The sequence below is a fragment of the Isoptericola sp. NPDC057559 genome (assembly GCF_042801555.1).
GTDB lineage: Bacteria > Actinomycetota > Actinomycetes > Actinomycetales > Cellulomonadaceae > Isoptericola.
The window spans coordinates 215,772-229,272 of record NZ_JBHVFQ010000004.1 but is presented as its reverse complement, the minus strand read 5'-3'; the positions used below and the strand labels follow the sequence as shown (position 1 = coordinate 229,272).

The 13,501-nt window shown below is 74.6% G+C and carries 12 protein-coding genes and 1 pseudogene; 4 read left to right on the top strand and 9 right to left on the bottom strand.

The window, feature by feature from the left end; all coding sequences use genetic code 11:
* The 4 genes and pseudogenes from ACFU5J_RS07085 to ACFU5J_RS07070 form a co-directional block, all read right to left on the bottom strand.
* Positions 1-272: pseudogene (locus ACFU5J_RS07085) on the bottom strand (ribosome biogenesis GTPase Der); the annotation flags it as partial.
* 109 nt (positions 273-381) lie between these two features.
* The gene (cmk, locus tag ACFU5J_RS07080; protein ID WP_430578233.1) at positions 382-1,086 is read right to left on the bottom strand and encodes a (d)CMP kinase; all 705 of its coding nucleotides are present in this window, start codon (positions 1,084-1,086) and stop codon (positions 382-384) included.
* 71 nt (positions 1,087-1,157) lie between these two features.
* A complete protein-coding gene (locus ACFU5J_RS07075) occupies positions 1,158-2,027 on the bottom strand; it encodes a pseudouridine synthase (protein ID WP_430575563.1) in 870 nt (289 codons plus the stop codon).
* Between the two features lie 84 nt (positions 2,028-2,111).
* Complete coding sequence (locus ACFU5J_RS07070; RefSeq protein ID WP_430578232.1) at positions 2,112-2,732, bottom strand: TetR/AcrR family transcriptional regulator; 621 nt, start codon at positions 2,730-2,732, stop codon at positions 2,112-2,114.
* 130 nt (positions 2,733-2,862) lie between these two features.
* Here ACFU5J_RS07070 and ACFU5J_RS07065 point away from each other — a divergent pair, with 130 nt between their 5' ends.
* Positions 2,863-3,285 carry an organic hydroperoxide resistance protein gene (locus tag ACFU5J_RS07065; RefSeq protein WP_430575561.1) on the top strand — a complete coding sequence of 141 codons (423 nt, stop codon included), beginning with the start codon at positions 2,863-2,865 and terminating at the stop codon, positions 3,283-3,285.
* 11 nt (positions 3,286-3,296) lie between these two features.
* Here ACFU5J_RS07065 and ACFU5J_RS07060 read toward each other — a convergent pair whose 3' ends face one another.
* The 5 genes from ACFU5J_RS07060 to ACFU5J_RS07040 all read right to left on the bottom strand — a co-directional run bounded on the left by ACFU5J_RS07060 (position 3,297) and on the right by ACFU5J_RS07040 (position 8,053).
* A complete protein-coding gene (locus ACFU5J_RS07060; RefSeq protein WP_430578231.1) occupies positions 3,297-4,022 on the bottom strand; it encodes an SMC-Scp complex subunit ScpB in 726 nt (241 codons plus the stop codon).
* A complete protein-coding gene (locus ACFU5J_RS07055; protein WP_430578230.1) occupies positions 4,019-4,972 on the bottom strand; it encodes a segregation and condensation protein A in 954 nt (317 codons plus the stop codon). The genes ACFU5J_RS07060 and ACFU5J_RS07055 overlap by 4 nt, the downstream gene beginning before the upstream one ends.
* A complete protein-coding gene (locus ACFU5J_RS07050; protein WP_430576461.1) occupies positions 4,956-5,888 on the bottom strand; it encodes a ParA family protein in 933 nt (310 codons plus the stop codon). Before ACFU5J_RS07050 ends, ACFU5J_RS07055 begins: the two co-directional genes overlap by 17 nt.
* Before the next feature lie 125 nt (positions 5,889-6,013).
* Positions 6,014-7,015, bottom strand: a complete 1,002-nt coding sequence (locus ACFU5J_RS07045) for a site-specific tyrosine recombinase XerD (RefSeq protein ID WP_430578229.1) — start codon at positions 7,013-7,015, stop codon at positions 6,014-6,016.
* 27 nt (positions 7,016-7,042) lie between these two features.
* Positions 7,043-8,053 (bottom strand): heme o synthase, encoded by a 1,011-nt coding sequence (locus ACFU5J_RS07040; protein ID WP_430575557.1) that lies wholly within the window; start codon positions 8,051-8,053, stop codon positions 7,043-7,045.
* Between the two features lie 424 nt (positions 8,054-8,477).
* On the opposite strand from ACFU5J_RS07040, the gene tkt reads away from it, so the two are divergent.
* The 3 genes from tkt (at position 8,478) to zwf (ending at position 13,444) form a co-directional block, all read left to right on the top strand.
* Positions 8,478-10,601, top strand: coding sequence for a transketolase (gene tkt, locus ACFU5J_RS07035; protein ID WP_430575556.1), 2,124 nt, complete (start codon positions 8,478-8,480; stop codon positions 10,599-10,601).
* A gap of 100 nt (positions 10,602-10,701) precedes the next feature.
* Positions 10,702-11,820: a transaldolase gene (gene tal, locus ACFU5J_RS07030; protein ID WP_430578228.1), complete on the top strand. Its 1,119-nt coding sequence runs from the start codon at positions 10,702-10,704 to the stop codon at positions 11,818-11,820.
* An 82-nt stretch (positions 11,821-11,902) separates the two neighbouring features.
* Positions 11,903-13,444, top strand: a complete 1,542-nt coding sequence (gene zwf, locus ACFU5J_RS07025; protein ID WP_430575554.1) for a glucose-6-phosphate dehydrogenase — start codon at positions 11,903-11,905, stop codon at positions 13,442-13,444.
* Positions 13,445-13,501: the final 57 nt, after the last annotated feature.

Genomic DNA, 13,501 nt, shown 5'->3' with positions numbered 1-13,501 from the left:
ACGGCGAGGACGGGCAGCGGGGCGTCTCCGGGGCCGAAGCCCTCCTCGTCCCAGTCGGCGTCCAGCAGGGCGCGGTCGGCCTCGTCGAGCTCGAAGTCCTCCAGGCCCGCGCGCAGGGCGCGCTCGCGCGCCTCGTCGTCACCCTCGGACTCGAGGACCTCGGCCACCGCGTCGCGCGCGGGCTCCGCCGCCTGGGCGGCGTCCGCGGGCGCGGTGGTGGGGTCGTCGGTGGGCTCGGCAGCGGGCACGGAGCCGTCGGCGGGAGTGGTCATGGGCACCATTCTCCCAGGCCCGGCGGCGTGTCACGAACGAGACCCCCGTCACCCGGCCGCGAGGCCGGGCGACGGGGGCCGCGACGGGCCCGCCGAGGGCGGGTCGAGGTCAGGCGGTGACCTGCGCGACGACCGCCAGGACCGCGTCGACCGTCTGGTCGAAGTCGAGGTCGGACGAGTCGACGGTGGCGACGCCGTCGGCCGCGACCTGGAACTGGCTGACCGTCGAGTCGTCGCGGTCGCGGCGCAGCACCTGGTCGCGCGTGGCCTCGACGGCGGAGGCGTCGGCCGCGCCGTGCACCTCGAGGGACCGGCGGCGCAGGCGCGCCTCCTCGCTCGCGGTGAGCAGCACGCGGGCGTCCGCGTCGGGCGCCACGACGGTGGTGATGTCGCGGCCCTCGGCGACGATGCCCTGCCCGCCCGAGAAGCCGCCGGGCGCGTTCTCCGCCTCGATGACGGCCCGCTGGCGTCGGCGCAGCTCGGCGCGGACCTCGAGGTTGGTCGCCACCTGCGACACGGCGGTGGAGACCGCGGTGGTGCGGATCGCCTCGGCCACGTCGCGCCCGCCCAGGTGCACGGTCGGCGCGGCGGGGTCGACGCCCATCTCCAGCGGCATGGCCCGCACCGCGTCGGCGACGGCGGCCTGGTCGGCCAGGTCCGTGCCGCCCTCGACGCACCACAGCGTCGCGGCGCGGTACATGGCGCCCGTGTCGAGGTAGGCGAGCCCGAGCCGGGCCGCCACCGCCTTCGAGACGCTGGACTTGCCGGACCCGGAGGGACCGTCGACGGCGATGACGACCACGTGAGAGCTCACCTTCTGTTGTCGCGCGGCGGTGCCGCGCGGAATCTGCTGGGCGGGGAGGACGAGGGTGCGGGGCCGCGACGTCACATGTCGACGTCGCGCATCAGGGTGCCGAGCTCCGTGCGGCCGAGCACCCGCGTGCGCCCGACGCGCAGGTCGCCCAGGGCGATCGGGCCGATGCGGGTGCGCACGAGGCGCGTCACCGGGAAGCCGACGGCGTCGAGCATGCGGCGCACGATGCGGTTGCGGCCCTCGTGCAGCACGATCTCGAGCATCGTCTCGCCGGGCACGGAGTCCACCACGCGCACCTTGTCGGCGCGGGCCACGCCGTCCTCGAGCTCCACGCCCTCGGTCAGCTGCTTGGCGTGGCGCGGGTAGAACTCCCCGCCCGTCACCGTGACGAGGTAGGTCTTGCGGATCTCGTACCGCGGGTGGGCGAGGCGGTTCGCGAGCTCGCCGTCGTTGGTGAGCAGCAGCAGGCCCTCGCTGTCGGCGTCGAGCCGGCCGACGTGGAACAGGCGCTCGGGGCGGTCCCTGACCAGGTCGGCGAGCGTCGGGCGGCCGTCCGGGTCGCTCATCGTCGACACCACGCCGAGGGGCTTGTTGAGGGCGATCGTCACCTTGGACGCGTCCAGCTGGATGCGCATGCCGTCGACGTGCACCTGGGCCTTCGCGGGGTCCACGCGCACGCCGAGCTCGGTGACGAGCACGCCGTCCACCTCGACGTGCCCCTCGGCGATGAGCTCCTCGCACTTGCGGCGCGAGCCCAGGCCGGCCTGCGCGAGCACCTTCTGCAGGCGGACGCCGTCGGCGACGTGGACGTCGCGGTCCGGCTCGCCGGAGCGCGGCGCGGGGCGACGGGGGGCGGTCTTGCGCGGGCGCTGCGAGCGCTGCGCGGCGGGTCCCTGCGGGCGGTTGGTGCGGCGGCTCCCGCCGCGGCGTTCGGTGCTCATGGTGCCCGATTCTCTCAGGTCGGGCCGGTCCCGCTCGACGGCGCCGCCCGGCGACCCGCGCCGGGCGGTCGCGGGGCACGACCGTCAGGCGCCGGCCACGGCCCCGCGGTGGGCGGCCAGCACCGCCGCGAACGCGGACGCGAGGCGGGGCGCGACGGCGCGGGCGTCGTCCACGTCCCCGCACACCATGGCCCCGTCGCGCAGCATCATCAGCTCGGCGGCGGCCGCCCTCGGGTCGTCCGCGCCGTCCTCCCGCGCCACGTCGGCGAAGAAGTCGGCGTACCAGGCGCGGTGCCGCGCCACCGCCTGACGGACGGGGTGGGCGGGGTCGGCGTACTCCGCGCCGGCGTTGACGAACGCGCAGCCCCGGAACTCCGGGGCGCGCGCCACGGCGCCCAGCACCCGGGCCAGGGCGGCGAGGGCGGCGGCGGGGTCGCCCGCGTGCTCGGCGCGCAGCCGTGCGAGCTGCGCCCGCTCCTCCTCCGCGATCGCGTCCAGGTAGGCGACGACGAGGTCGTCCTTGGTCCGGAAGTGCCGGTAGAACGTGACCTTGGACACCTCCGCCGCGGCGATCACCTTGTCGGCGCTCACGGCGCGGATGCCGTCCGCGTAGAACAGCCGGCTCCCCGCCTCGAGGATCCGCTCGCGCACCGGCCCGCGCGCAGGCGCCCGCTCGGGCGTCGCGCCCGCCGTCCTGGTTCCCATCCCACCAACCTCTCACGTCGGGGCACCTCCCCGGCGCGGGTCGCGCCCGAGGGTGCTTGCGGCAACGGACGCCGCGTGATCTAGTAGACGAACTAGTAACCCTACTAGCCGCCTACCCAGGAGGACCAGCATGAGCGTGCTCTACACCGCGGTCGCCACCGCCACCGGAGACGGACGGGACGGCCGTTCGCGGTCCGACGACGGCCTGCTCGACGTCGACCTCGCCATCCCGAAGGAGATGGGCGGCGCGGGCGGCGCCACCAACCCCGAGCAGCTCTTCGCCGCCGGGTACGCCGCGTGCTTCCACTCGGCGCTGAAGGTCGTCGCCCGGCGCGAGAAGGCCCCGATGACCGACTCCGCGGTCGTCGCGGAGGTGTCGCTCCTGCCGACGGACGAGGGCGGGTTCCGTCTCGCCGTCGCGCTGCACGCCGAGATGGGCGGCGTCGACCAGGCCACCGCCGACGCCCTCGTGGCCGGCGCCCACCAGGTGTGCCCCTACTCGAACGCCACGCGGGGCAACGTCGACGTCACGGTCGACGCCACCGTCGCCTGAGCGTCAGGCGCTCACGCGCCGAGCCCGTCCTCGGTCAGGCCCGCGAGGCCGGCCGAGGACGGGTCCAGGCCGATCGCCTCCCCCACGTCCGGCAGGTGCGGCGCCAGCGGGGGCAGCGCGTCGAGCGACGTCCAGCCCATCCGGTCCAGGAACTCCCCCGTGGTGCCGAACAGCACGGCGCCGGTCATCGGGTCCTGGCCGGTCTCGGCGATCAGCCCCCGCGCGAGCAGCGTGCGCACGACGCCGTCCACGCTGACGCCGCGCACCGCCGAGACCTGCCCGCGCGTGACCGGCTGGCGGTACGCGACGACCGCGAGGGTCTCCAGCGCCGCCTGGCTGAGCCGCGACGACTGCCCCTCCAGCACGAACGCCCCCACCACGTCGGCCTGCGCCCGGGCGGAGTAGACCCGCCACCCGTCCGCACCCTGCCGCAGCTCGAAGCCGCGCGGGCGCCCGCCCGTCTCGCCGCGGTACTCCGCGGCGAGGTCCTCCAGCACCGCGGCGACCTCCGGCACCGGCCGCGCGACGCCGGCAGCCAGCCGCTCCACGGGCACGGGCGACTCCGTGACCATCAGCACGGCCTCCAGCGCGGCTGCCAGGCCCCCGGGCAGCTCGTCGACGTCGACGTCGAGCTCGGGCACCGGGCGACCGACGGCCTCCGCGGGTGCCGCCCCGTCGGAGCCGGTCGCCTCCACGCCGCCCGCCCCCGCGCCGGTCGTGCCCGTCTCCTGCGTCATGCCACGACCTCCGTCACGTGCGGCCCGCCGCCCTGCGGCGCGGCCCCGTCGAACTCCTCGAACCCGGCCGCGAGCGCGCCGTCGTCGTCCACGTCCTGCTCGTCCCCGCCGGCGGTCCACCGCACCGTGAGCTCCCCCAGCGCGGTCGCCTGCTCGAAGGCGACCCGGCCGTTACGGAACAGCTCCAGCAGCGCGAGGAACCGCGCGACGGCCACGAGCCGCTCCTCCCCCGCGACGAGCGCCCGGAACGTCGCGACGTGCTCCCGCCGCAGCCGGCGCGCGACCACCCCCGCCTGCTCGCGCACGCTCACCGCGGGAGCGTGCAGGTGGTCGAGGCCGACGACGGGCGGCGGCTTCGGCTCGAGCGCCCGCGCCGCCAGCTCTGCCAGGCGGGCGCCGTCGAGCGTCCACACGAGCTCGGGCAGCAGGGCCGTCAGGTGCGGCTCGAGCGGCACCGAGCGCGGCACGCGGCGCCCCTCGGTCTCGAGCCGCTCGGCCAGGATCCCGGAGACCTCCTTGTAGGCGCGGTACTGCAGCAGCCGCGCGAACAGCAGGTCGCGTGCCTCGAGCAGCTCCAGGTCCTCCGCGTCCTCCTCGACGACGCCGGGCAGGAGCCGCGCCGCCTTGAGGTCGAGCAGGGTGGCGGCCACGACCAGGAACTCGCTCGCGGTGCCCAGGTCCCACGACGGGTGCTCCTCGCCGCGGGCGGTCGCCTCGCGCGCCGCCGTGTCGGCGGCGCGGATGTGCGCGACGAACTCGTCGGTCACGGCCGCGAGCGCCACCTCCGTGACGTCGAGCTCGTGCTTCGCGATCAGCGACAGCAGCAGGTCGAACGGGCCGGTGAAGTTCGCGAGGTGCACCTCGAAGCCGGCGGACGGGGCGTCGACCGACGCCTCGGGCTCCGCGGCGTCGGCGGCAGGCTCCGCGGCGACGTCAGGCGGCGTCACCACGGGCGACGAGCTCGCGCGCGAGCTGCCGGTACGCGGCGGCTCCGGCGTGCGTCGGGGCGTAGTTGGTGATCGGCTCCGCGGCGACGGAGGCGTCCGGGAACTTCACGGTGCGCCCGATGACGGTGTGCAGCAGCGTGTCGCCGAAGGCCTCGTGCACGCGGGCCACGACCTCGCGGGAGTGGAGCGTGCGCGAGTCGTACATCGTCGGCAGGATGCCGTCGATCTCGAGCGCGGGGTTGAGGCGGTCGCGCACCTTCTCGATGGTCTCCACGAGGAGCGCGACGCCGCGCAGCGCGAAGAACTCGCACTCCAGCGGGATGAGCACGCCGTGCGCGGCCGTCAACGCGTTGACGGTGAGCAGGCCGAGCGACGGCTGGCAGTCCACGAGGATGACGTCGTAGTCGTCCAGCGCCGGGCGCAGCGCGCGCGCCAGCACCGACTCGCGGGCCACCTCGCCGACGAGCTGCACCTCCGCCGCGGACAGGTCGATGTTGGCCGGGAGCACGTCCAGGCCCTCGATGTTCGTGGGCTGCAGCACGTCGGTGAAGCTGACGTCGCGCTCCATCAGCAGGTTGTAGACGCTGAGGTCGAGGTCGTGCGGGCTGACGCCCACGCCCACCGACGCGGCGCCCTGGGGGTCGAAGTCGACCAGCAGCACGCGGCGGCCGTACTCGGCCAGCGCGGCGCCCAGGTTGATCGTGGTGGTGGTCTTGCCGACGCCACCCTTCTGGTTGCACATGGCGACGATGCGCGCAGGCCCGTGCGACGACAGCGGCTCCGGGTCCCGGAAGTCGGGCAGCGGCCGCCCGACGACGTCGGTACGCGGCTCCTCGATCCCGGCGGCCGGACTGCCCGGGGTCGGGCTGGTCGCGGTGGCCGCGGCCGGTGAGGCGTCGCTCGTGGTCGTCTGCGTCATGGTGTCGCTCCCGAGTCCCTCGCTCACCTGCGTCACGCTACCCCAGCGCCTCCCGGGGCCCGGGCGGCACGCCGGGCGCGCCGCCCTTCGTCCGCGCCGGGTCGTGCGCCGGGTCGTGCGGCGGGTCAGCCGAGGGCGCGCGGGTGCGCCGCGGCGTAGACCTCGCGCAGGGCGTCGGGCGTCACCATCGTGTAGATCTGCGTGGTCGTCACCGACGCGTGGCCGAGCAGCTCCTGCACCACGCGGACGTCGGCGCCGCCGGCCAGCAGGTGGGTCGCGAACGAGTGCCGCAGCGTGTGCGGCGAGACGTGCTGGGTCAGCCCCGCCCGCTCGGCCGCGCCCTGCAGCACGGACCAGGCGCTCTGCCGCGACAGCCGCGCGCCGCGGGTGTTGAGGAACAGCGCCGGCGTGCCGCGGCCCGCGGACGCCAGCGGCGACCGGGCCCGGACCAGGTACGCGTCCAGGGCGGTGCGGGCGTAGGACCCGACCGGCACGACCCGCTCCTTGTCCCCCTTGCCCCGCAGCCGCACCGAGCCGGACCCGGCCAGGCCGTCGTCGGGCCCGCCCGGGGCGCCGACGGCGGGACGCAGCCCGTCGACGTCGTCGACGTCCAGGCCGACGACCTCGCTGATCCGCCCGCCGGTGGAGTACAGCAGCTCCAGCAGCGCGCGGTCGCGCAGGGGGACGGCCCCCTCGCCCGTCCCCGCCGCGTCGAGCAGTCGGGCCACCTCGTCCACGGACAGCGCGTGCGGCAGGCGGCGCAGGGAGCTCGGGGCGTGCACCTGCGACGCGGGGTCGGCGCGCGTGACGCCCTCGGCGTGCGCGAACCGGTGCCAGCCCCGCACGGCGGCCAGGGCCCGGGCCGTGGACGAGGGCGACAGCGGGGCGCCGCCGTCCGACCCCTGGCGCAGCACCACCACGTAGCCCTCGACGTCGCGCTCCCCCACGTCGTCCAGGCCGGAGCGGCCTGTGGCGTCGAGGTGGCGGGCGTAGCGGCCGAGGTCGCGCCGGTAGGCCGCCACGGTGTTGGCCGACAGCCCGCGCTCGACGCCGAGGTGCGCGAGGTAGTCCTGCAGCGCGGCCGTCAGTGCGGGCGGGAGGGTCGGGGCGGGCGACGTGTCGGGCACCGGGCCATCATGCCCCGCGGCGCGGGGTCAGAAGGGCAGGAAGACGTCCACCGCCACGGCGATGAACAGCACCGTGAGGTACGTGATCGAGCCGTGGAAGACCTTCATCGCCCCGAGCTTGCCCCGCTCGGGGTGGCCCGCGCGGCGCAGCATCGCGATCACGAGGTAGAGGAACCAGCCGCCCGAGACGACCGCGACGGCGGTGTAGAACCACGACATCCCGGCGAGCGGGACCAGGGCGAGCGAGCAGGCGATCATCGCGACGGTGTGCGCGACCATCTCGATCGCGACGCGGCGGTCGGTGGCGACCACCGGGAGCATCGGCACGCCGGCGTTCGCGTAGTCCTTCTTGAACTTCACGGACAGCGGCCAGTAGTGCGGCGGCGTCCAGAAGAAGATCACGCCGAACAGCGCGACGGCGGCCCAGCTCAGCGACTCCGTGACGGCGGCCCAGCCGATGAAGACGGGCATGCAGCCCGCGATGCCGCCCCACACGATGTTCTGCGGCGTGCGCCGCTTGAGGATCATCGTGTAGCCGACCACGTAGATGGCGATGGCGGCGAACGTGAGCCACGCGGACGCCGGGTTGACCAGCAGCGCGAACCAGAGCAGGGACACGGCCCCGAGCACGGTGGCGAACACGAGCGCGGCGCGCGGCGTGATCTCCCCCGTGGCCAGCGGGCGCCGCTTGGTCCGGTTCATCACCTGGTCGATGTCACGGTCCAGGTAGCAGTTGAAGACGTTGGCCGACGCGGCCGCGAGGGTGCCCCCGACCAGGGTCTTGACCACCAGCCACAGCGACGGGAGCCCGCCCTGGGCGAGGATCATCGTGGGCAGCGTGGTGACGAGCAGCAGCTCGATGATGCGCGGCTTGGTCAGCGCGACATAGGCGGCGACGCGGTCGCGCCACCCCTTGCTCGGACCCGCGGGAGCGCCGCGGCGCTCCGCCCGGACGGCATCGGCACGCTCCCGCTCCGCCCGCACCGCGGCACGGGTGGGCGTCGAGGGATGGGGCGTCGTGGTGCTCGTGGTGCTCACGCGCGTGCTTGTCCGTTCTCGGCTGGGGGTCCGGGGAGCTCGGGCGGCGTGGGTCTGCCGCCGCCTCATCGTACGCCGAGGTCACCGGCGGGGCGGCCCGGGCCGGACCCGGGGCGCTGTGAGAAATGCCCGGCTCGTCGTCATGTCCCCGCGCCCTCCCCCGGCGTCCGCCCGCGCGCCCCGCTGTCCACGCGCGCCCACCTGATGGGACGGAGCGGCTCGGGACGGGCGGGGCGGGAATGCTCGGCGCTAGGGTGGTGCTGCACAACGGTGAACAGCGGACCGCCCACCCGGTCGGACCCTCGCCACCGTGCCCCGCCGTCGCACGCAGGACCCGTGCGGTGTCCGACGCGACGGCGCCCCGTACCGGCAGAGCAGCAGCAATCACCCGGGGGCTCGCTCCGGGCAGGAAAGAGGCACATCTGTGAACGCGTTCGACCCCGTCGTCGCCCCGCTCGAGTGGAACTCGCTCGACGACCGCGCGGTGAAGACCATCAAGGCGCTGGCCGCGGACGCCGTCGAGAAGGTCGGCAACGGCCACCCCGGCACCGCGATCTCCCTGGCACCCGCCGCGTACCTGCTCTTCGGCAAGACGATGCGGCACGACCCGTCCGACCCGCACTGGGTCGGCCGTGACCGGTTCGTCCTCTCCGCGGGCCACTCCTCGCTCACGCTGTACCTGCAGCTGTTCCTCTCCGGCTACGGCATGGAGCTCGGCGACCTCGAGGCGCTGCGCACCTGGGGCTCCCAGACCCCCGGCCACCCGGAGTACCGCCACACCGCCGGCGTCGAGATCACGACCGGTCCGCTCGGCCAGGGCCTCGCCTCCGCCGTCGGCATGGCGTTCGCGGCCCGCCGCGAGCGGGGCCTGCTCGACCCCGACGCCGCGCCCGGCGAGTCGCCGTTCGACCACCACGTGTACGTCATCGCCTCCGACGGCGACCTGCAGGAGGGCGTCACCTCCGAGGCCTCGTCGCTCGCCGGCACGCAGAAGCTCGGCAACCTCGTGGTGATCTGGGACGACAACAAGATCTCCATCGAGGACGACACCGACATCGCGTTCACCGAGGACACGCTGGCCCGCTACGCCGCCTACGGCTGGCACACGCAGCGCGTCGACTGGACGCAGGGCGGCACCGGCTACGCGGAGGACGTCGACGCGCTCGCCGCGGCGATCGCCGCCGCCAAGGCCGAGACCGACCGGCCGTCGTTCATCGCGCTGCGCACCATCATCGGCTGGCCCTCGCCCACCAAGCAGAACACCGGTGGCATCCACGGGTCCGCCATGGGCGCCGACGAGGTCGCCGGCCTCAAGGTCGCGCTCGGCCTGGACCCCGAGGCCACGTTCGCGGTGGACGACGAGGTGCTCGAGTACACGCGCGCCGTCGCCGGCCGCCAGGGCGACCAGCGCGCCGCCTGGGACCGCTCGTACGAGGCGTGGCGCACCGCCACCCCGGAGCGTGCCGCGCTGCTCGACCGACTCGTCGCCCACGAGCTGCCCGCCGGCTGGACCGACGAGCTGCCCGTCTTCGAGGCCTCCGAGAAGGGCGTCGCCACCCGCGCCGCCTCGGGCAAGGTGCTCACCGCGCTCAAGGACGTGCTGCCCGAGCTGTGGGGCGGCTCCGCCGACCTCGCGGGCTCAAACAACACGACGATGGACGGCGAGCCGTCGTTCATCCCGGTCGAGCACGCGACCAAGAAGTTCCCGGGCAACCCGTACGGCCGCACGCTGCACTTCGGGATCCGCGAGCACGGCATGGGCTCGATCCTCAACGGCATCGTGCTGCACGGCCTCACCCGCCCCTACGGCGGCACGTTCCTCCAGTTCGCCGACTACATGCGCGCCTCGGTGCGCCTCGCGGCCCTCATGGAGATCCCCACGACCTTCGTGTGGACCCACGACTCGATCGGCCTCGGCGAGGACGGGCCGACGCACCAGCCGGTCGAGCACCTCGCGGCGCTGCGCGCCATCCCCGGCCTCGACGTCGTGCGCCCCGCGGACGCGAACGAGACCGCCTGGGCCTGGCGAGGGATCCTCGAGAACACGGCGAACCCGGCCGGCATCGTCCTCACCCGCCAGAACGTGCCCACGTTCCCCCGCGGCGCCGAGGGCTTCGCCGGCGCCGAGGGCACCCTCAAGGGCGCCTACACGCTGCTGGACACCGACGGCACCCCCGACGTGATCCTCGTCGGCACGGGCTCCGAGGTGCAGCTCGCCGTGCAGGCCCGCGAGCAGCTCGCGGCCGAGGGCGTGGCCGCCCGCGTCGTGTCCATGCCGAGCCGCGAGTGGTTCGACAAGCAGGACGCCGCGTACCGCGAGTCGGTGCTGCCGGCCGCGGTGAAGGCCCGCGTCTCGGTCGAGGCGGGCATCGCGCAGGGCTGGCGCGACGTGGTCGGCGACGCCGGCCGCAGCGTCTCGCTCGAGCACTACGGGGCGTCGGCGGACTACCAGACGCTCTACCGCGAGTTCGGGATCACCGCGGAGGCCGTCGCGGCCGCCGCGCGGGAGTCGCTCGCCGCCGTGCGCGGCGCTGGCGACGCCGCCTGAGCCCTCGTAGATTCCCCGGTGGGGCGCCGCGCGCCGGCGCCCCACCCGGCTCCCGTCGACACAACGCCGGCGGGGGCCTCCGACCTCGGAAGGACGTCCGATGACGCAGAGCACCGTCCCCGCACCGATCACCGACCTGACCGGAGCCGGGGTGTCCATCTGGCTCGACGACCTCTCGCGGGAGCGGCTGCGCAGCGGCAACCTCGCGGCCCTCGTCGCCGAGCGCGGCGTCGTCGGCGTCACGACCAACCCGACCATCTTCGCCAAGGCGCTCTCGAGCGGGGACGCCTACGACGCCCAGCTGGCCGAGCTCGCGGGCAGCGACGTGGACGCCGCGGTCGAGACCATCACGACCGACGACGTGCGCGCGGCCGCCGACCTGCTGCGCCCCGTCTACGACGCCACGGACGGCGTGGACGGCCGGGTGTCGATCGAGGTGGACCCCCGCCTCGCGTACGACGCCGACAAGACCGTCGTGGTCGCGGAGCGCCTGTGGCGCACCGTGGACCGGCCGAACGTCTTCATCAAGATCCCCGCCACGGTCCCCGGGCTCGACGCGATCTCGCGCACCCTCGCCCAGGGGATCAGCGTCAACGTGACCCTCATCTTCTCCATCGAGCGCTACCGGTCCGTGATGGAGGCGTTCGCGATCGGCCTCGAGCAGGCCCGCGCCGACGGCATCGACCTCGGCCCGATCGGTTCCGTGGCCTCCTTCTTCGTCTCGCGCGTGGACTCCTCGGTCGACGCGGCGCTCGAGAAGATCGGCTCCCCGCAGGCGCTCGACCTGCGCGGGCAGGCCGCCGTCGCCAACGCGCGCCTCGCGTTCGAGGCGTACGAGCAGTTCGTCGGCACCGACGAGTGGCGCTCGCTCGTCGCGTCCGGCGCCCACCCGCAGCGGCCCCTGTGGGCCTCGACCGGCGTGAAGAACCCGGAGTACCCCGACACGCTCTACGTCTCCGAGCTGGTCACCGACGGCGTCGTCAACACGATGCCCGAGCCCACGCTCCAGGCGTTCGCCGACCACGGCACCGTCACGGGCGACACGGTCCGCGGCACCGCGGGCGCCGCGCGGCGCACCGTCGAGGCCATCGAGTCGCTCGGCGTCTCGCTGCGCGAGGTCACCGACCACCTCGAGACCGACGGGGTCCGCAAGTTCGAGGACTCCTGGACCGAGCTCCTGGACACCGCCACCGCCGGCCTCAAGGCCCAGGGCGCCTGACCTCCGCCCCGGCCCGGGGCGCGCGCCGCGCCCCGGGCCCGCACCATCCCCCGCCCGCACGACGAAGAACGGTGCCCACCTCGTGAGACCGGCCAAGATCACCGCCGAGCACAACCCGCTCCGCGACCCGCTCGACCTGCGCCTCCCCCGCATCGCCGGCCCCTGCGGGCTCGTGATCTTCGGGGTCACCGGCGACCTGTCGCGCAAGAAGCTCATGCCCGCCGTCTACGACCTGGCGAACCGCGGCCTCCTGCCGCCCGGCTTCGCGCTGACGGGCTTCGCCCGCCGCGACTGGGAGGACCAGGACTTCGCGCAGGTCGTGCACGACGCGGTCAAGGAGCACGCCCGCACCCCGTTCCGCGAGGCCACGTGGCGCCAGCTCGCCGAGGGCATCCGGTTCGTGCAGGGCTCGTTCGACGACGAGGACGCCTTCGAGCGGCTGCGCCAGACGGTGGAGCAGCTCGACGCCGAGCGCGGCACCGGCGGCAACCACGCCTTCTACCTGTCCGTGCCGCCCAGCGCCTTCCCGGTCGTGTGCCGGCAGCTGTCGGAGTCCGGCCTGTCGAAGTCGTCCGCGGACGCCTGGCGCCGCGTCGTCATCGAGAAGCCGTTCGGGCACGACCTGGAGAGCGCCCGCGAGCTCGACGCGGTCGTCTCCCAGGTCTTCGACCCCGAGTCGGTCTTCCGCATCGACCACTACCTGGGCAAGGAGACGGTCCAGAACCTCCTGGCCCTGCGGTTCGCGAACCAGATGTTCGAGCCGCTGTGGAACAACAACTACGTCGACCACGTGCAGATCACGATGGCCGAGGACATCGGCATCGGCGGCCGCGCCAGCTACTACGACGGCATCGGCGCCGCCCGCGACGTCATCCAGAACCACCTGATGCAGCTCCTGGCGCTGGTCGCCATGGAGGAGCCGGTGAACTTCGACGCCGAGGCCCTGCGGTCGGAGAAGATCAAGGCGCTGTCGTCCGTGCGCCTGCCCCGCGACCTCGGCCGCCACACCGCGCGCGGCCAGTACGCCGCCGCCTGGCAGGGCGGCGAGAAGGTCGTCGGCTTCCTCGAGGAGGAGGGGTTCAACCCCGACTCCACGACGGAGACGTTCGCGGCGGTCAAGCTCGAGATCGACAACCGCCGCTGGGCGGGCGTGCCGTTCTACCTGCGCACGGGCAAGCGGCTCGGCCGGCGCGTGACGGAGGTCGCCGTCGTCTTCAAGAAGGCGCCGCACCTGCCGTTCGAGTCGTCGCTGACCTCCGACCTCGGCAGCAACGCCCTGGTCATCCGCGTGCAGCCGGACGAGGGCGTCACGCTGCGGTTCGGCGCCAAGGTGCCGGGCACCGCGATGGAGGTGCGCGACGTGACGATGGACTTCGGCTACGGCCACTCGTTCACCGAGTCGTCGCCGGAGGCCTACGAGCGGCTCATCCTCGACGTGCTGCTCGGCGATCCGCCGCTGTTCCCGACCCGCGAGGAGGTCGAGCTCTCCTGGAAGATCCTCGACCCGATCACGTCCTACTGGGCCGGCAAGGGCAAGCCCGAGTCCTACCCGTCGGGCACCTGGGGCCCGCCGTCGGCGGACGCGATGATGGCCCGCGACGGCCGGTCGTGGCGGCGGCCGTGACGGCCCGCCCGGCCCGTCCCCCGCACGACGCCGCCCGCGCCGCGGCGAGCCGCACCC

Bases quoted from the DNA above. Each gene is read 5' to 3' on its own strand.
- ACFU5J_RS07070 (WP_430578232.1), bottom strand. From the start codon at position 2,732: ATGGGAACCAGGACGGCGGGCGCGACGCCCGAGCGGGCGCCTGCGCGC.
- ACFU5J_RS07065 (WP_430575561.1), top strand. From the start codon at position 2,863: ATGAGCGTGCTCTACACCGCGGTCGCCACCGCCACCGGAGACGGACGG.
- ACFU5J_RS07050 (WP_430576461.1), bottom strand. From the start codon at position 5,888: ATGACGCAGACGACCACGAGCGACGCCTCACCGGCCGCGGCCACCGCG.
- ACFU5J_RS07060 (WP_430578231.1), bottom strand. From the start codon at position 4,022: ATGACGCAGGAGACGGGCACGACCGGCGCGGGGGCGGGCGGCGTGGAG.
- tal (WP_430578228.1), top strand. From the start codon at position 10,702: ATGACGCAGAGCACCGTCCCCGCACCGATCACCGACCTGACCGGAGCC.
- ACFU5J_RS07075 (WP_430575563.1), bottom strand. From the start codon at position 2,027: ATGAGCACCGAACGCCGCGGCGGGAGCCGCCGCACCAACCGCCCGCAG.